This window comes from Alteromonas sp. H02 (genome assembly GCF_059682525.1).
In genome coordinates this window covers 588,403-606,542 of sequence record NZ_CM185021.1, presented here as the reverse complement: position 1 = coordinate 606,542, position 18,140 = coordinate 588,403, and the positions used below count along the sequence as shown (strand labels likewise).

The window sequence follows — 18,140 nt, the reverse complement described above, 5'->3', positions numbered from 1 at the left end:
GGCCATCCGAGTGGCAGCGGTTAACTCCACTGCCTGATAACAGCCCGGGCGTTGAGCTCATCAAACTCACCGTTTACTTTCAGGTATAACTGGCTCTGGCTGGCATCAAAAACATATTCCATAACCCCGTTTAAGCCGTCCAGCTCGGCTAACTGGCTAGCCTCAGGCTGAATAGTGTTCGGCACGGTAAGCGCCACTCGCTTGAGCTTTTCGCCAGCGCGAATACCCGCCACTATCACACACCAAACTACGGCAATGATGGCACCGGTATAGTAGGCTGAAGTGGGGCCTGCCTGCGCTGTAACAACACCGGAAAGAATGCCGCCCAGAAACGCCCCGAAAAACTGAAAGCTGGCATAAATGCCCATGGCGGTGCCCTTCTGGCCAGCCGGTGCAATGGTCGACAGCAGCGCCGGAAAATTCGCTTCGAGATAATTAAAACCGGTAAAAAATATCAGCAGGCCAACGCCCAGTAACCACCAGCTCTGCCCCGCCGAAGGTAACAGTGCAAAGGCACTGCCAAGCATGATTACCGCCGCCAGCAACATAGAACGTGGCGTGCGGCCACGACTGCTGCGCATCATCATGGCCAGTAAAAATACCGATACCAATAATACCGGCAGATAGATTGTCCAGTGGTTGTCCAGCGGCATACCTAGCTTCACCATAGTGGTGGGTACCTGCACAAACAACAGCGTGATCATCATATGCAGCAGCATAACGCTCACATTCAGACGCCATAAATCACGAGAAGTAAACAGTTGCCATACCTGATCCATGCGCGGCAGGGTATCGGCATTAAATTGTTTAGGGCTGTCAGGCACTGCCCATTTCACCAACGGCAAACAACACAATGCCAGAATGCCGGTGACCCAGAATACCCCGGCCAGTCCCCAGCTCTCTGCAATCAATGGCCCTATCACCACCGCAATATAAAACGAAAAACCAATGGCAATGCCAATAATCGCCATCACTTTGGCTCGCTGTTGCTCGCGGGTAACGTCGGTAGCCAACGCCATAATGGCACCAGCGATAGCACCGGCCCCTTGCAGAATACGCCCGACAATAAGCCACATCATTGAATCGGCCATGGCGGCGATAATACTGCCCAGAGCGAACACCGAAAGCCCGAGCAAAATAACCGGTTTGCGCCCCCATTTATCCGACAACATGCCCATGGGAATTTGCAGCGCTGCCTGCGTTAATCCATACCCGCCAATAGCCACGCCCACCAGCATCACCGAGTAGTCTTTAAACTCAGTTGCAGCCACCGCCAAAACCGGCATGACCATAAATAACCCTAGCATTCTCAGTACGTAAACAACGGCAAGCGTTAATGCGGCACGGACTTCAATGGCGTTCAAGGTACTTTCTTCTCTGTTCTGGGGGTTAAAAAAGGCGCGAATTGTAGCATAATTTAAGTGCCTGTCCCTAGAGGTTGTTGATCTTTGTATGAAAAGCAGCCGGCATAGCAACGAGGTATAATTGTTTCGCCAAAAATAATTAACCGTAATGTTGCTATGCCAAGAACGATGTTAACAGATGATGCGTGGGAAATCCTAAAAGTACTGCTAAAGGAGAGTGGCAGAGTCTATAACAAATATGAGCACCGAAATACCCTGGAGGGCATACTTTACCGAATGCGTACCGGCATTCAGTGGCGGGATTTGCCATCTGAATTTGGTCTCTGGAATACGGTCTACCGACGATTTAATTTATGGTCGAAGAAAGGCATATTGCAAAAGTTATTTGAAAGCTTAGCCTCCGAGGGTGACCCAGAATGGTTGTTTCTTGATGGTAGTATAGTTAAAGCGCATCAGGATAGTAGCGGTGCAGCGGGTAAACAAGATGAGGCCATCGGAAAAAGTCGAGGTGGTAACTCAACGAAAATTCACCTTGCGGTAGATAGCGGTGGCCTGCCCGTTTATTTTGAACTATCCGGTGGTCAAGTGAACGACATCGTACATGCACAAAGTCTGATAATAAACTCCCCACAAGCCGATATTGTTTGTGCTGATAAAGGCTATGACAGTGAAGCTTTTAGAGCTTACGTAGAAGAAAGTGGAGCAGATGCCAATATTCCACGCAAACGAAATAACAAATTAGGTAATGACGATATGGACTGGTGCCTGTATCGATATAGGCATCTTGTTGAAAACGCGTTTTTGAGGATAAAAAGGTACCGGGCAATATCAACAAGATACGACAAGCTAGCTCGAAACTATAGCAGTACAGTCGCATTGGCATTCATGATGATGTGGCTACCAATGTACTGCTGAACAAATAATGTTCAAAGATCAACAGCCTCTAGAGCCTGGTGGTCTTTGTACGAAATTGAGCCAATACGGTGAATGGTATGCTTGCAACTGATCTTAAACATCCGATGCACCATATTCATACCACCACAGCCTATACCCGCGACATGGGTATATGGCATACTGTTTCTTTTGTATTCTGAACTGGTTCGAATGGATAAAATAGAAGTTCGCGGTGCACGTACGCACAATCTCAAAAACATCGATATCACCATTCCCCGCGACAAACTGGTAGTTATCACCGGTTTATCGGGTTCGGGTAAATCTTCCCTGGCATTCGACACGCTCTACGCTGAAGGTCAGCGTCGTTACGTGGAATCCTTATCAGCCTACGCCCGCCAGTTTTTATCGATGATGGAAAAGCCCGATGTGGATCATATTGAAGGCCTGTCTCCGGCGATTTCGATCGAACAGAAATCCACCTCACATAACCCCCGTTCAACCGTGGGGACTATTACCGAAATATATGATTACCTGCGTTTAATGTTCGCCCGAGTGGGCACGCCACGCTGCCCGGATCACGATGTGCCACTGGATGCCCAGACCATTTCGCAGATGGTCGATAAAGTACTGGCGATGCCGGAAGGCACCAAGCTTATGCTGCTGGCGCCTATCGTTCAGGACCGTAAAGGCGAACACGTAAAAACCCTGCAGTCACTCGCTGCCCAGGGTTACATTCGCGCCCGGATTGACGGCGAAGTGTGCGACTTGTCGGATCCACCAGAGCTCGACTTACATAAAAAACACACCATCGAGGTGGTGATCGACCGTTTTAAAGTGCGCGAAGATTTGCAGTTGCGCCTGGCAGAGTCTTTTGAAACCGCCTTGCAACTGGCCAACGGCAACGCCAAAGTGGCCTACATGGATGACAGCAGCGAACCGGAAATTGTGTTCTCGGCCAATTTCGCCTGCCCTCACTGTGGCTACAGTATCAGTGAACTGGAACCTCGCATGTTCTCGTTCAACAACCCGGCGGGCGCCTGTGGTACCTGCGACGGTTTAGGGACCAAACAATTCTTCGACCCGTTCAAAGTGGTGGTTAATGATGAGTTAAGTCTGGCGGGGGGAGCCATTCGCGGATGGGACAAACGCAGCTATTACTATTTTCAGATGCTCCAGGCCGTTGCCGATCATTATGAATTCAGCCTCACTGCGCCCTTTGGCGAGCTGAGCAAAGAGTTCCGTGACATTGTGCTGTACGGCTCAAAAGGCAAGTCGATAAATTTCCGCTATATCAACGACCGCGGCGATATTATGGAGCGTAAGCACCCCTTTGAAGGGATTATCCCTAACATGGAACGCCGTTATCGCGAAACTGAGTCAAATACGGTGCGCGAAGAGCTGTCTAAATTTTTGAGTCAACAGCCCTGTAACAGCTGCGGTGGAACGCGTTTACGCACCGAAGCCCGTCATGTGTTTATCGGCCAGACTAACCTGCCGACCGTGGCCGATATGTCGATTGCCGGTGCGTTTGATTTTTTCGAAAACCTGGAACTCTCCGGGCAACGGGCACAAATCGCCGATAAGATACTGAAAGAAATCCTCGACCGACTGCGCTTTCTGGTGAATGTCGGACTCAACTACCTGAGTTTGTCACGCAGTGCAGAAACCTTATCTGGTGGTGAGGCCCAGCGCATTCGTCTGGCCAGCCAGATTGGGGCGGGCCTGGTTGGCGTTATGTACGTGTTAGATGAGCCGTCAATTGGCCTGCATCAGCGCGACAATGAGCGACTACTGAAAACCCTTACGCACCTGCGCGATTTGGGCAATACCGTACTGGTAGTTGAGCACGACGAGGACGCCATTCGTGATGCCGACTTTATCATTGATATTGGCCCTGGCGCCGGCGTCCATGGTGGTGAAATCATTGCCCAGGGCAGCCTTGAGGATATCGTCAGTAACGAACAGTCGCTTACCGGTAAATATTTATCCGGCAAAGAGAAAATTGAGATTCCGGCCGTGCGCAATCCGGCTAAGGACGGGCAGTGGCTGGAATTAGCTGGCGCTACCGGCAACAATCTTAAAGACGTCACGCTGCGGGTACCAACAGGCGTTATGACCTGCATAACCGGGGTATCCGGTTCGGGCAAGTCGACTCTGGTGAATGATACTTTCTATAAGATTGCCCAACGTGAGTTAAATAAAGCCACAACCAGTGAACCCGCGCCGTATAAGTCGATGAAAGGTCTGGATCTGCTCGATAAAGTGGTTGATATCGACCAGTCCCCTATTGGCCGCACGCCCCGTTCTAACCCGGCCACTTATGCCGGTATTTTTACCCCTATCCGGGAGATTTTCTCAGGTACCCAGGAAGCGCGCTCTCGGGGTTACAAGCCGGGCCGCTTTAGCTTTAACGTAAAAGGCGGACGTTGCGAAGCCTGTCAGGGCGACGGAGTAATCAAGGTAGAAATGCACTTTCTGCCAGACGTATACGTGCCCTGTGATGTGTGTAAAGGCAAGCGCTATAACCGCGAAACCCTGGAAATTAAGTTTAAAGACAAAAATATCCACGAAGTGCTGGAAATGACCATTGAGGATGCCCGGCATTTCTTCGACGCTATTCCGGCCATCGCCCGTAAACTGCAAACACTAATGGACGTAGGGTTATCCTATGTGCGTCTGGGCCAATCGGCTACCACGCTATCCGGTGGTGAGGCACAGCGGGTAAAACTGGCCAAAGAACTGTCGAAACGGGATACTGGCCAAACCCTGTATATTCTGGATGAGCCGACAACCGGCCTGCACTTCCACGACATCAAACAGTTACTGGCAGTACTTCATCGTCTGCGGGATCACGGTAACACCGTGGTGGTGATTGAGCATAATCTGGATGTGATTAAAACCGCTGACTATATTGTTGACCTTGGCCCGGAGGGTGGCTCCGGAGGCGGACAAATTATTGCTGAGGGTACGCCGGAAGATATTGCCAACAGCGATGTTTCCCATACCGGGCGATTCTTAAAACCCATGCTGAAATAGGTGACGCATGTTTGAAACGGATTTAACGGTTCGCTTTAGCGAAACCGATGGCGCAGGCCATGTAGGTAATACGGTTATGGTGGTCTGGTTTGAAGAAGCCCGTGCGCCGTTATTTAAAATGTTTATGCCAACCCTGGAAGTGGACGGTTGGCCTTTGATTTTAGCCAGTTACCAGGTCGATTTTCGCGCCCAACTTTATTATGGCAAACCGGTAACAATAAAAACCTGGGTAAAGCGCATTGGTAATAGTTCATTCGAAACCTACCAGGAGGCATGGCAAAATAAACAATGCTGTGCATCCGGCTCCACCACAATGGTACATTTTGATTACGCGGCAGGCAAAGCGTCACCCATCCCTGCTGACATACGCGACAAATTAGCCAGCCACTTATATCAGGAAAAGTAATCATGACGGATTTTATTGAAGTGCTCGACGATGCGTTAGCGCCGGCGCTATGCCAGCAGATAATAGATGCCTTCAATAAGAGTAAGCAGTTACAAACTGGTCGTACTGGCGGAGGGGTGGATACCGATAAAAAGCGTTCACTGGATGTCTCGTTTAGTCAGGCCAGTGAGTTTGCCCCGATGAGAGCTCAGGTGATGCAAGCCGTTGGCAATGCCATCCACGATTACCTGAAAAAATACTATTTCGCGATTGTTGGTCCGCTGGGGCTTACCCTGCCCGATCCGCAAACCGGTCAACCGGTTAAGCTCACCGCCGATAACTTTGCTGAACTTGGTGTCCCTGCACTGCCGGGATTAATGCGCCATCTGTTTCGTACCGGCGACATTAACGCCCAACGCTATGAAAAAGGACAAGGCGGTTATCCCTACTGGCACTCAGAAGTCTTTCCTCAGGCTCCACACAACGAACCATTACATCGCATATTGCTTTTTATGTTTTACCTCAATGACGTGGAAGAAGGCGGCAGTACTGACTTTTATTATCAGAATAAATCCATTCAGCCAAAAGCGGGCCGCATGGTGATAGCGCCGGCTTATTTTACTCATACCCACCGTGGCCAGGTACCGGTGAGTAATGATAAATACATTTTAACGTCCTGGGTTCTTTTTAACCGCGCCGAGCAGATTTACCGCTGAAATTACAGGTCCTTTTGCTCTTCCCGCCTCACCCGACAGCCGAACTCGTTTCAATTAATCCATGTCGGGAACCAATAAGACGAGCTGCCGGAATTTCGCCACCAAAAACTTTATTAACAAATGTTTTACAACTATAGTTGAAGAACACAGATGGAGCTGTGTGGGTAAGTACCTTACGCATTAACTTTGCCTATCGATGTAAAAATAATTCAGGATGCGAAGGTGCCTATCGTAACCAGGATTTTTTTCTATTGGAGGTAACTAATGAACTACTTCAAATTAGCTGGGGTGATAGCCGTACTGTCGGTTTCCAGCCAGCTCAAGGCACAGGATTATCAGTTTGTCGCCGCCGACAATAACCCGGAAACTAAACTTTGCGTCAGCGCAGTTAACAATGACTTAGATGCAATGAAAGGGCGATTATTCCGTATGGGGATGGGCGATGCAGTACGAAAGAATATTAATCGCATTACCTGTAACGATATGTCGGTAGCAAAATTTGCGCATAAATATCGCGCTGAGGACACTTTCGTGTACCTCAACAATCGCAGTGCTTATGGCAATAAAGCCAAACCGTCGGTAACGATAAACGATCTGGCACAAACCAGCAGTTCAGACGAACCTGTTGTTGTTTATGTTTCTTCGGCTCGCTGATTAGCGGATATAAGCATATTACAATACACAGAAAGGAGCTTCAGGCTCCTTTCTTTTTAGCGGTATACCCAATGCGTTAAGCCCTGACTGGCTAAAAAGTCTTCAGCCCCTTTCCCCTGTAACAGTGCCAGGGTTGCCAGCAGCCCCGCCTGCGTGCATGAATCTGCCGCAACCGTAACAGAACGCGGCGGCTCCTCAACCGGATAACCGGTTTTGGGGTTGAGTATATGGCTATAACGCTTGCCTTCATGCAGCAGGTACCGACGGGCATCACCACTGGTCGCCAACCCACCCTGAAAAATTTTAACCAAACCCGAGATCGGCTTAAGCCACGACCATTGAATTACGCTCAACATCAGTAATATCAAGTGATGGCTTGTTTTCCTTGAGGCAGTAAGCAACCAGGCCTGCCATCAGATTAAGCGTAAAACCGTTCATACTGCGATGTCTTGAGTGCTCAATGAATGAAATGTTCTTCAATTGGTCGTTGATGGTTTCAATAATGAAGCGTTTTGAAAGCATTGCTCTGTCCCATAAAGACATCGCTTTTGCTTTCATATTTTTGCGAACCGTGGTGATAAGTTCGACGCCTTTATCAAATAAATTAGCTTCAAGTGCTTTGCTTAAATAGCCCTTGTCTCCGTACAATTTACCCGGTAAATGTTGAGCTAATTCCTCAACAGGTTTTGTGTCATGAACATTACCCGTCGTCACTTTTGCTGCGACTATTTCGCCGTGATGATTGACGATTAAGTGTAGTTTGAAACCATAAAACCAGCCCATGGTGCCTTTTCCTCTTTGTGCAATTCCGTCGAAGGTTTTATGTCTGGGAATGCGAATGTTGTGGCAGACTTTTAAACTCGTTGAGTCAATGAATTCGATGCCTGTAGGCTTGCCCTTAAGCGAACTAAAATAGGCACACATGGGGACAATAGTACGAGGCATCACTTCTAAAAAACGCGTGTAACTGAGTAGAACAGGGAAGTCTTTACGATAAAAAGCGTGAACATACCCCAAGTAATAATTCTTAAAATCACGATGATGTGACATGTGGAAACCGATAATAATGGTCATCATTTCACTCATTGACATACGGCAAGCTCGTTGTCTTTTTCGAGTACCGTCTTCCAGCAGCTGCTTTTGCCATTGAGGGATAAACACTTTGCAAAAATCATCGACATCGCAAAATAATTCTACTAACTTCTTCATGCCTGTTCCTTTTGTTTGATTGAATCGTTCTTGGTCGAAAGATCCGATCTGGGAACAGGCATTTAGTTCAATTTCTTAAACAGGATTGGGGTTAACCAAGGTTTCACCCTGTTCATCCTTGAGTGGGTTTTCAATGCCGATATACCAGGGCTCGTCGTTCATCCGCCGGCGTGTAACCTGAATATCGCCGCCAAAATTGACGACCACCGACACTTCAGGCGCCTTTTCAGAAAGCAGTGCAGCAACACGATCCACCGCATATTCTTTACCAATCCCGCCAACATCCAGTTGCACGCCTGCCGGGAGAGTAACGGTACCGGCGGTCAGTTCCACCCGTTGCCAGCCAACAAGCATTAACAGTGCATCAATATCTGATTGCGAAGGTAAACGGTCAGAACCGTCAAAGTGCCAGACCTTGCCCAGTATCCCCGACGTAATATCAAACATACCCTCGCTGAGCTGAAAACAGGTATTGGCAAAACTTAACAAACGGAAGGTTTCTTCATCGATAGCGACGGGCTTGCCATAACTGCTATTGATGACGCTAATCACGCTGTCGGTTCGGTATCGACTGTACTTATATTCAATCCGTTTCGCTTCGTTACAAGCCAGTTGGGTAATATGCCGGGCCAGATGCTTATCGCCAGTTTCAATAAGGATTTCACAAGGGCTGGCCATGGCATCGAAGGTGCCAAGCATAAAGCCGTCTTGTGGTTGAATGGAGACCGCCAGCTCGGAATGCCCTCCGGTTCTGGCGGTATCGGCTTGTTGAGTGGCCATTAAAACAGTCTGCTTACCTTAAAAATGGTAGTTAAACTGTAATATAACGGCTTTCACACTGGGGTAAAGGTCTAAATCAGCCAGCACACCAGGTTCATCAAAACCGGCATTTTTCGGATCCTGCTGATAATACTCTGCCCGCACAGCCCACTCATGGCCGTTTTCCATTTTATGCCCGTACTTAAGCCCAACGGTATACGCCGTCATTTCGCCAACCCGATAATCGGCACTGGCATACATCGGCATCGGATCGTTTTGGTTCAGGAACGGACGATAAAATTCCGCCGCGCTCTGCTGGTAGTACCGCAAGTGAGGCTGAATGTAATTATTGTCGCCCAAATTAAACCGGAAACGCGAATCGATGGTGTGTGAATCAATTTCCCAGTCATCGGTAGCAAAACGGTACGAAACATCCACAACACCACTGTCGAGGGCATATTTGGTTTGCCAGAAAAAGCTGTGCTTGGTGCGCGAATCCGGGCGACCTTCATAAATGACATCCTGCGTCATACCGGCGCCATCTACCACACTCACCAGCTTGTAAGGATCAGTCATATAGCCGTCGACCACACTTAATCCATAGTTAAACTGCATCAGCATGCGACGGTTAATGACCTGGGTAACACCGACAATTAAGTCCGTTGTGGTTTTCGACTCAGAGCCGGTTTTGTTTTCGCCTTCCTCCTAATCATCATCCCATTCAAACTCGTCTTCACCTTCACCAACGTCGTCGCCGATGTAGGTCGGGACCAGCATACTGGTTAAAGCATCAGGCGTGCCGCCTACCGGGTCGATGGAGTCAAACTGGAATGATAACCCCGCCGACAACGTGGTATTACGCATAAATAAATCTTTTTCCAACAGACCACTTAAACCCAAAGACAAGTAATCGTACTCGGTTGATACATTAACCGCTCCCGTCGCACGCCAGGTATCAGCAAAAGGCTGCATCCAGGAACTGGAAACCTGTACGCGGGTATCGCGGAACGTATCATCGAGGGGCGTTTCGCCGGCATTCACTACGTAACCATCTTTACCAGACGGACGTGAGAAGGTCTGAGCATAAGGCTGAGCGACCGCGCCATTGGCCGAAGCCCCCGTCAGCGTATCGATAACCAGTTTAACGTTAAAGATGCTGTCATCGTCGTTGGTTTTGGTGGCGTTGACAACGCCCTCAGCCAGACTCACCCGGTCAGTCTCACCGTAGTACAAAATAGCGGTATCAAATTTCCAGTCTTTGAGCATATCCTCTTCAGCCTGAACCGCAGGTGTACCAAGTAATGCGCAGGCCGCTCCTGCCAGCGCTGTTGCTACCGAAGCTTTATTTGTTAGTTGCATCCGCAGCCGCCTCCGGCAAATGAACGGCCGCCACTGGTGGCTTCCTTACTGAAATAAATGTGATCATCAAGACCTAAATCAACGCCTTCAGCGCCCAGTGCCATTTCATCCTTGGCCAGTAGATCACGCTCCCAGGGCTGAACTCCCAGGGACGCACAACCACTGAGCTGCGCGACAGCCACAAGGGCTAAAATAGCGGCTAATTTTCGTTTCATACTGAACTCCTATTCGGCCAACAACAGGCCCTTAACTTCCTGCTCGTATCTGGCTTGCTTCTCAACGTGAAAGCCCTGATGGGCGACTCGAAGATTACCGGCTTTATCAATCAGATAACTGGTAGGCATACCTTTTAATTTATAAGTTTGTGCAGAATTACCATCAGGATCGAAGGCAACCGGAAAATGCGCCGGCAATCTAGCGAGGAATTCATCGGCCAGCTTACGCTCGCTATCTAGATTAATGGCAATAACGGTAAAACCCTGCTCACCGTATTTGGCCTGCATTTCATTCATCCATGGGAACGAGCGCTGACATGGCTTGCACCAGCTGGCCCAAAAATCCAGATAAATCACCTGCCCCTGATAGTCAGATAAATTTACTTGTTGGCTGGTTAAATTGAGCACCAGCTCAGGCGCTGGTTGTGCGGCAACGGCCAGGTTGGCAGTAGTGAAAAGCAGACCAGCAGATAAACTGATAACGCCTGCCAAGGCTCGGATACGACCCATTTTAAAACCCTGTGTTCGATTAACTGCTAAGCAGTGTAAAAATCAAACCTTAAGGAAAGCTTAAGGGAGCCGAAAATCCTCCATGGCAGTAGGCCCCGCTCATATCAAAATTTTCTGCCGGGAATGCAGATTCACTCGCTTTTACCAATAACTTTGCCGTATATTCTTGCAATTGCTCAGAAGGATGACGTTAAGGGAGTCTCTTTACGGTCATTGGCCTGAGCTATAACCCAGGGAACAATAATTTCAACAGGATAAAATCATGCGTAGTTTTTTGCTTGTTGCCGCATTTTTAGTCAGCATGCTAAGCGGTTGCGCCACCTATGACATTCGCTCCACCGCTATCGCCAAAAATCAGCCATTACCAGCCTCTCACGGGGTTGTCGCCTTACAGGTTATCAACAATGCCGAACGGCTCGCGCCATTACATAAAGGCTGGACAGCAGTGATTGTGGTTCGAACAGATAACATGGACGCGATTAAAGCCGCTGCCATCGCCCAGGCCAAAGAGAAAGCCGAAAAGAAAGGTAAAACCATCGACGAAGATAAGGTCGACTGGGATCCTGAAGTCTATGAGTTAACGCCGGTTTATCAGGGCACGGTAGACAGTCAGCTGTTTATCGGCAGCATGCCGCCGGGCGAGTATATGATTTCGAACCTGTACAGCTATTATAATGGTGGTGACATGTCGTCGTGGATTTCTATGCCGGTATTCTCTGCCGCCGGTGAATTTGCGGTAAGTGACACCACGCTCACTGACCTTGGCTCTGTACTGTTTCAGCCTTTGCTTAGCATTAAAGAAAGCTCATTCTGGAGCACTTCCACCTCATCCAAAGCCTTCGTAACGCGGGTATTTGAAGCGTCAGATTTAGGCAGTATCGTGCTGCCCCAGTATCCGCAAATTCAGCTACAGCTAAGTGGCAAAGCCAGCCAAAGCTGGAAAACCGATGAACTGGATCCACTGCGTGAAAAGCTCAGTGTTCTGGCAACTGAAAATGCTCTGGCGGCCAGCCCCATTGTACTATCAACAACGCAACAACGCGTTCTGGCGGCTAAATTTGGTCGCCTGGCAATCCAGCAAGACGGTAGCTGGACAACCCATAATCTGCCAACCAACTCACAGCTCTATGCGGCGCTTCAAATCGACGGCAAGGTAGCCGTGGGGGGCGAGTTAGGCCAGCTTTTTGTGTCTTCCGACTGGCAACAATGGCAGTTAACCAAGCCAGTAGATGCCGATGAAGCGATTGTCTGGATGGGCCAGACAGCCGATAATTACTTTGCCCTGACCAGTTCTGCCAAACACTATCAGGTATACAGGTTTAACAACTTAAATACGCCCTGGCAGAAAGTTGGTAGTTACGTGAAAAAAGATCCTAACGATTGGCTTATCCAGAATGGTGGTCTGTTTGCGGCCATAACCCAACAAGGCACCCTGCGCATTTTCAACGATAACAAGCGTCACGACTATAATCCGGCAGATAATAGCTGGTCGACTGACAAAAGTACCTCCCTGCGCAATATGGCACAACTTGCCAATGGCACACTGGTAGCCGTTGAGGTAAGCCAGTGGGATGGGGTTGGTTCACAATTAATCAGTGTTGATGACGGCCAGACCTGGCAATCCATTAACCGCAACCTGAGTTTATTTGGTGATATTAAGGCAGATGTAAGTTTACCGGTACTGACCGACAACAATGAAGTCATCACACTTAGTCGTAACCGAAAGTCCAGCGGCAAAAAGAGCCAAATCCGTATTGCCACCACCGCACTGAGCAACGCAGATGACAGCAGTAGCTGGCAACTGCATGGCGTGGCCAAAGACAATTGCCATTCGCTACTGCCACAACTTACTACCGGCAATACGCTGTATTTCCTTTGCGATCAGGGCCAAATCGTCAGCACCAGTGACTTTGGTGAAACCTGGCAAACCGATATCGACCGTGATATTGCGCAAATGCAGGCGCAATACGAAACCTTTATCGACGAGTTAAAACAACAGCAGGAAGCCGAAGAAAAGGCTAAGAAAACCGAGGCTGAAGCAGCCAGCGAAGAATAAGCACTGCGGGTAATTCGCCTGACCAGCCCGGCGAATTACCCGTTTATCAAACCATAATTGCTGCAACAGAAAGGTTGCCAGTTAATAACTTTTCTGGCAATTTCCCGCCTCGATTTATTGAACCGGAAACCTTCCATGAGCTGGGCTCTACTGTCTGTGTTTGTACCGACTTTTTTCTTTGTGTCTGTGACACCGGGAATGTGTATGACGCTGGCCATGACACTTGGCATGAGCATTGGCGTAAAACGCGCATTATGGATGATGCTTGGTGAACTCACCGGCGTTGGCCTGGTGGCGACTCTTTCGGCGGTGGGCGTAGCGGCGCTGCTGTTAAACTACCCGAACGTGTTTACCCTGTTTAAATATGCTGGCGGACTGTACCTGCTCTATCTGGGCACCCAGCTATGGCTGTCCAAAGGCAGGATGGCTCTGAAGCACGCTGTGGATGGTCCGGGAGCCACCCGGGCTCAATTAATCGCACAAGGCTTTATTACTGCCATTGCCAACCCGAAGGGCTGGGCTTTTTTTGTTGCGTTGCTACCGCCCTTTCTGGACGCCAGTCAACCGCTGGCCGCGCAATTAACCAGCCTGATTGCCATCATTCTTACCCTGGAATTTGGCTGTCTGCTGATTTATGCCGCTGGCGGCAGAACCTTACGTTCATTGCTAATGCAAAGCGGCAACGTGCGCATCATGAACCGTATTGCGGGTACGTTAATGGCGGGCGTTGGCTTGTGGCTGGCATTTGGCTAAAGTTAGCGCCACTACTCACCCTAAACAAAAGCTGTTCAGCTTAACGAATGTAAGCCAAACATATTCCCTTCGGTGTCTTTTGCCAGTGTGATAAAACCGTAATCGCCAATCGAAAATTTAGGCCGCACTATGCTGCCACCAGCAGGTTCAATGCGCGATTCTTCCACTTCGCAGTCTTCACAGGAAAAGTAAACCAGGACGCTGTTCTGGCCAGCCGGCATGCCTTCAACACAAACCAGCGACCCGGAAGCACCATGGCTTTCCATGTCAGACGGGAAGGCTTTCATTTGCAGCGAGTTATCAGGTGGCCCGGTGGGATCCAGCAAATCGTTTAATTCGATGGCGAACACCGAGCTATAAAACGCCGTGGCCCGGGGCATATCATCAACATAAATTTCGAACCACGTGATGGGATTTTTCATACTGTACTGATGTGAAAGAGTGAGACTCTCACATTAGCACGTTTTTTGTACAGATCTAGCGTTATTACTCTCTAATAGGGATGAACTGCTTCGCCCTGCATACTGTAGCCCGCCGCAGCCAAATCACTGCTATATCGCGTGGTGGAGAAAATACCTTCAACCCATACCGCATCGTAGAGGTTCTCTACCGGCACCCCTTCGTTCATTTTAACATGCACAATCTGATTGGAAGGTGGTGGCGGCACATGGATACAGGCACCAAAAAACGGCACCAGCAAAAATTCGGTAGTCAGTTCAGCCGTGCCTTCTAACGGCACAATAAATCCCGGAACTCTTACCCGTTCGCCGTTGTAAATATCCACTACCGGCGCATCGGGTTGTAACTGAGCCATCTTGTTGTTGTGATCGGTAGCCTGTTGCGGTGCCAGTTCATTGAAATCAGGCGGCACCAGGTCTTCCCAGTACACTTCTTTGACTTCACGGGCATTTACCATACCAGAAACGAGTATCAGGCAGCACAGCAGCGAAGCTGCACGTTGTAGTATCAATCGCAACATAGGTTCTCCAAATAAAAAAGGCCCGACGAATCGAGCCCTTCATCAATAAGCGTGGTGCTTACTTTTCAGCTTCGTAACGCTCAACGCTCGATACGATTTCAGCTTTAGCGGCAGCGGCATCGGCCCAACCGTCAATTTTCACCCACTTGCCCTCTTCCAGATCTTTGTAATGCTCGAAGAAGTGCTCAATTTGCTTAAGCAACAGAGGTTCTACGTCTGAGGTTTCAAACACTTTGCGATACAGGGTAGACAGCTTGTCGATTGGCACAGCCAGTACCTTTGCGTCTTTACCTGATTCGTCAGTCATGTTTAATACGCCGATAGGGCGACACTTAATCACAGAACCTGCCAGCAGAGGGAAAGGCGTGATAACCAGCACGTCAACCGGGTCACCGTCTTCAGACAGGGTGTTGTTTACATAACCGTAGTTAGTTGGGTAGTGCATGCAGGTGGCCATGAAGCGGTCTACGAAAATAGCACCAGTGTCTTTGTCTACTTCGTACTTTACCGGATCAGCGTGCGCTGGGATTTCGATAATTACGTTCACTTCGTCAGGCAGTTTCTTGCCTGCTGGTACGGCGTTTAAGCTCATACGGGATTGTCCTTTCGTTAATAGTAAAATTGCGTCAAGTATAAGGCTAACCGAAAAAAATAAAAACCTGTTGCCCGACGTATCGGGCATACTTAGGATTTATTTTGCCTAACCAATTAGTCGTAATAGCTCAGACAGGCCTCAACTTCGTCCTTAGAACCGATAATAACCGGTACGCGCTGATGAATTTCCTCCGGCATCACCTCCATGATACGCCCTTCACCGGTTGAGGCCAGACCGCCGGCCTGCTCCATCAGAAATGCCATGGGGTTGGCTTCGTACAACAGGCGCAGTTTACCTGGCTTGCCCGGGTCGCGCTTATCGTACGGATACATAAAAATACCACCACGACATAACAGGCGGTGAATATCGCCCACCATGGCGGCTACCCAGCGCATGTTGTAGTTTTTCTCACGCGGTCCTTCGGTACCAGCCAGCAAATCTGCCACGTAGTTTTGAATAGGCTGCTCCCAGTGGCGCTGGTTAGAAGCGTTAATAGAGAACTCGGCGGTTTGCTCCGGCACCTGAATATTCGGGTGAGTTAACAGAAAACCACCGTGGGTTTTATCGAGCGTGTAGATATGCGTGCCTTTACCGGTAGTCATTGCCAGCATGGTCGACGGACCATACAGTACATACCCGGCCGCCACCATTTGACTGCCAGGCTGCAGGAACGCAGCAGGATCATCCGGCTCCATCCATTGTGGCGCATGGGCAATGGAGAAGATGGTGCCGATCAGGCTGTTAATTTCGGTGTTTGAGGAGCCATCCAGCGGGTCGAAGCTTACCAGGTATTTACCATCCGGGTGACAGGGCACCACGTCATCTTCCTCTTCTGAGGAAATCGCTTTTACATAACCCGACTCCTTAAGAATATCCTTAAGAATTTGATTTGAAATCACATCCAGTTTTTTTTGCGTTTCGCCCTGAACGTTTTCACTCAGAGTGGAACCCAAAACGCCCGCCAAAGCGCCCTGACTCACCCGAAACGAAATCTCTTTACAGCCCGCCAACAGTGTACGGATCAGCAAAATGAGTTCAAGCGGAGCGCCATCTTGTTGCATTTGTGAATTAAGTCTTTTCATGGTTTATGTAAGCCTTTTTTTCTATGTAGGGTATTGTCGCACTATACGGGTCGATAATGCTGGTTCTCTCCGTTGCCGCGTGGCAGCAATTGAACCTTGAGCATGATGCTCTGGTTAGATTGTAAACTGACTCACCCCTGAAAGGAAATCAGATGTTTAGGCAACACCGTGCGCATCTGGTAAAGTGTTCGGATATGAAATTAGCGCAGGAAAGTTAATGCACGTACACATTTTGGGAATTTGTGGCAGTTTTATGGGCGGTATCGCTGCAATTGCCAAATCGCTGGGACACACTGTCACAGGCTCAGACCGCAATGTTTATCCGCCAATGAGCACCCAGCTTGAGGCGCTCGGGATTACCCTTACCGAAGGCTATGACCCGGCTCAGTTTGAACCGGTACCGGACATGGTGATCATCGGCAACGCCATGTCGCGTGGCAACCCGGCCGTAGAATACGTGCTTGACCGCAACCTGCCTTATACCAGTGGCCCGCAATGGCTGCTGGATAACCTTCTCACCGACCGTTGGGTAATCGGACTTTCCGGCACCCATGGTAAAACCACCACGTCTTCCATGGTGGCCTGGATACTCGAATACGCCGGGCTTGAACCGGGCTTTTTAATTGGGGGAATTCCGCAAAACTTCGGTATCTCCGCCCGGGTGGGCAAAAGCCCGTTCTTTGTGATTGAGGCAGATGAATACGACAGCGCATTCTTTGATAAGCGTTCGAAGTTTGTTCATTATCGCCCACGCACTCTGGTAATGAACAATCTTGAGTTCGATCATGCAGACATTTTCGCCGATTTAGCTGCTATTCAAACACAGTTTCACCATTTAGTACGCACTGTACCCGCCACCGGCCTGGTACTTTCGCCCGACAGTGATGACAACCTTGCCGCCGTACTCGACAAAGGCTGCTGGAGTGAACAGCAATATCTTGGTCGCCACTGGCATGCCGAGCTGATTAATGCAGACGGTTCAGCGTTTAATGTGTTTTATCAGGACGAGCAGGTTGGCACGGTTAACTGGTCGCTGCTGGGTCAGCACAACGTTGATAATGCCCTGATGGCCATAGCGGCGGCCCATCATGCCGGTGTAACACTGCCGGAAGCCATTGCCGCATTGAGCGAATTTGTGAATGTTAAGCGGCGCATGGAAGTGCGCGGCTGCGTGAAAGATATCACCGTTTACGACGACTTTGCCCATCATCCTACCGCCATTAAAACGACCCTGGATGGTCTGCGTAAGAAAGTCGGCGATGCCCGCATCATAGGTGTGCTGGAACCCCGTTCCAACACCATGAAAATGGGAATTCATAAAGATGTGCTGGTCGACTCCTGGCAGGAAGCCAACGAGATATTATTGTTTGAACCGGATAATCTGGGCTGGTCTATGGCACAGCTGGCCAAGCACAGTCGTGCGCCCACACAGGTATTTCGTAGCGTAGATGCTATCATTCATCAGTTAGCGACTATGCTCCAGCCCGGCGATCATGTATTAATCATGAGTAATGGCGGTTTTGGTGGGATCCATAACAAGCTATTGGATGTATTAGCGGGTAAAGCCTGAGAGT

Annotated in this window: 17 protein-coding genes and 2 pseudogenes; 8 read left to right on the top strand and 11 right to left on the bottom strand. The window is 49.3% G+C overall.

What is annotated here, in order from left to right; translation table 11 throughout:
• Positions 1 to 20: 20 nt before the first annotated feature.
• Complete coding sequence (locus tag AC566Q_RS02790) at positions 21 to 1,364, bottom strand: MFS transporter (RefSeq protein ID WP_499613387.1); 1,344 nt, start codon at positions 1,362 to 1,364, stop codon at positions 21 to 23.
• A 156-nt stretch (positions 1,365 to 1,520) separates the two neighbouring features.
• On the opposite strand from AC566Q_RS02790, the gene AC566Q_RS02785 reads away from it, so the two are divergent.
• The 5 genes from AC566Q_RS02785 (at position 1,521) to AC566Q_RS02765 (ending at position 7,049) form a co-directional block, all read left to right on the top strand.
• Entirely contained in the window at positions 1,521 to 2,279 is a 759-nt protein-coding gene (locus tag AC566Q_RS02785; RefSeq protein WP_123325976.1) for an IS5 family transposase, read from the top strand.
• 189 nt (positions 2,280 to 2,468) lie between these two features.
• Complete coding sequence (gene uvrA, locus AC566Q_RS02780) at positions 2,469 to 5,294, top strand: excinuclease ABC subunit UvrA (protein ID WP_499613384.1); 2,826 nt, start codon at positions 2,469 to 2,471, stop codon at positions 5,292 to 5,294.
• A 7-nt stretch (positions 5,295 to 5,301) separates the two neighbouring features.
• On the top strand, positions 5,302 to 5,700 hold the full coding sequence (locus tag AC566Q_RS02775) for an acyl-CoA thioesterase (RefSeq protein ID WP_499613381.1): 399 nt from the start codon (positions 5,302 to 5,304) through the stop codon (positions 5,698 to 5,700).
• 2 nt (positions 5,701 to 5,702) lie between these two features.
• Positions 5,703 to 6,395, top strand: coding sequence for a 2OG-Fe(II) oxygenase (locus tag AC566Q_RS02770; RefSeq protein ID WP_499613380.1), 693 nt, complete (start codon positions 5,703 to 5,705; stop codon positions 6,393 to 6,395).
• 264 nt (positions 6,396 to 6,659) lie between these two features.
• Positions 6,660 to 7,049 carry a hypothetical protein gene (locus AC566Q_RS02765; protein ID WP_499613377.1) on the top strand — a complete coding sequence of 130 codons (390 nt, stop codon included), beginning with the start codon at positions 6,660 to 6,662 and terminating at the stop codon, positions 7,047 to 7,049.
• A gap of 56 nt (positions 7,050 to 7,105) precedes the next feature.
• Here the strand turns inward: AC566Q_RS02765 and AC566Q_RS02760 are convergent.
• From AC566Q_RS02760 to AC566Q_RS02735, 6 genes and pseudogenes are all read right to left on the bottom strand, one after another.
• A pseudogene (locus tag AC566Q_RS02760) lies at positions 7,106 to 7,360 on the bottom strand (FAD:protein FMN transferase); the annotation flags it as partial.
• Between the two features lie 13 nt (positions 7,361 to 7,373).
• The gene (locus AC566Q_RS02755; protein ID WP_105932938.1) at positions 7,374 to 8,258 is read right to left on the bottom strand and encodes an IS982 family transposase; all 885 of its coding nucleotides are present in this window, start codon (positions 8,256 to 8,258) and stop codon (positions 7,374 to 7,376) included.
• A 75-nt stretch (positions 8,259 to 8,333) separates the two neighbouring features.
• Positions 8,334 to 9,038 carry an FAD:protein FMN transferase gene (locus AC566Q_RS02750; protein ID WP_499613375.1) on the bottom strand — a complete coding sequence of 235 codons (705 nt, stop codon included), beginning with the start codon at positions 9,036 to 9,038 and terminating at the stop codon, positions 8,334 to 8,336.
• 18 nt (positions 9,039 to 9,056) lie between these two features.
• Positions 9,057 to 10,376, bottom strand: a pseudogene (locus AC566Q_RS02745) (DUF3570 domain-containing protein).
• Complete coding sequence (locus tag AC566Q_RS02740; protein WP_499613373.1) at positions 10,367 to 10,591, bottom strand: DUF4266 domain-containing protein; 225 nt, start codon at positions 10,589 to 10,591, stop codon at positions 10,367 to 10,369. Before AC566Q_RS02740 ends, AC566Q_RS02745 begins: the two are co-directional and overlap by 10 nt.
• Before the next feature lie 9 nt (positions 10,592 to 10,600).
• Entirely contained in the window at positions 10,601 to 11,101 is a 501-nt protein-coding gene (locus tag AC566Q_RS02735; RefSeq protein ID WP_499613370.1) for a TlpA disulfide reductase family protein, read from the bottom strand.
• A gap of 262 nt (positions 11,102 to 11,363) precedes the next feature.
• Here AC566Q_RS02735 and AC566Q_RS02730 point away from each other — a divergent pair, with 262 nt between their 5' ends.
• Both AC566Q_RS02730 and AC566Q_RS02725 read left to right on the top strand, forming a co-directional pair.
• Positions 11,364 to 13,157, top strand: coding sequence for a hypothetical protein (locus tag AC566Q_RS02730; protein ID WP_499613368.1), 1,794 nt, complete (start codon positions 11,364 to 11,366; stop codon positions 13,155 to 13,157).
• 135 nt (positions 13,158 to 13,292) lie between these two features.
• Positions 13,293 to 13,910, top strand: coding sequence for a LysE family translocator (locus AC566Q_RS02725; protein ID WP_499613365.1), 618 nt, complete (start codon positions 13,293 to 13,295; stop codon positions 13,908 to 13,910).
• 35 nt (positions 13,911 to 13,945) lie between these two features.
• Here AC566Q_RS02725 and AC566Q_RS02720 read toward each other — a convergent pair whose 3' ends face one another.
• The 4 genes from AC566Q_RS02720 to AC566Q_RS02705 all read right to left on the bottom strand — a co-directional run bounded on the left by AC566Q_RS02720 (position 13,946) and on the right by AC566Q_RS02705 (position 16,566).
• On the bottom strand, positions 13,946 to 14,332 hold the full coding sequence (locus AC566Q_RS02720; RefSeq protein ID WP_499613364.1) for a VOC family protein: 387 nt from the start codon (positions 14,330 to 14,332) through the stop codon (positions 13,946 to 13,948).
• 71 nt (positions 14,333 to 14,403) lie between these two features.
• Positions 14,404 to 14,889, bottom strand: coding sequence for a DUF3299 domain-containing protein (locus AC566Q_RS02715; RefSeq protein WP_105934622.1), 486 nt, complete (start codon positions 14,887 to 14,889; stop codon positions 14,404 to 14,406).
• Between the two features lie 58 nt (positions 14,890 to 14,947).
• Entirely contained in the window at positions 14,948 to 15,481 is a 534-nt protein-coding gene (ppa, locus tag AC566Q_RS02710) for an inorganic diphosphatase (protein WP_105934623.1), read from the bottom strand.
• A 116-nt stretch (positions 15,482 to 15,597) separates the two neighbouring features.
• The gene (locus AC566Q_RS02705; protein WP_105934624.1) at positions 15,598 to 16,566 is read right to left on the bottom strand and encodes a class 1 fructose-bisphosphatase; all 969 of its coding nucleotides are present in this window, start codon (positions 16,564 to 16,566) and stop codon (positions 15,598 to 15,600) included.
• A 217-nt stretch (positions 16,567 to 16,783) separates the two neighbouring features.
• Here AC566Q_RS02705 and mpl point away from each other — a divergent pair, with 217 nt between their 5' ends.
• Positions 16,784 to 18,136 (top strand): UDP-N-acetylmuramate:L-alanyl-gamma-D-glutamyl-meso-diaminopimelate ligase, encoded by a 1,353-nt coding sequence (gene mpl, locus AC566Q_RS02700; RefSeq protein ID WP_499613359.1) that lies wholly within the window; start codon positions 16,784 to 16,786, stop codon positions 18,134 to 18,136.
• Positions 18,137 to 18,140: the final 4 nt, after the last annotated feature.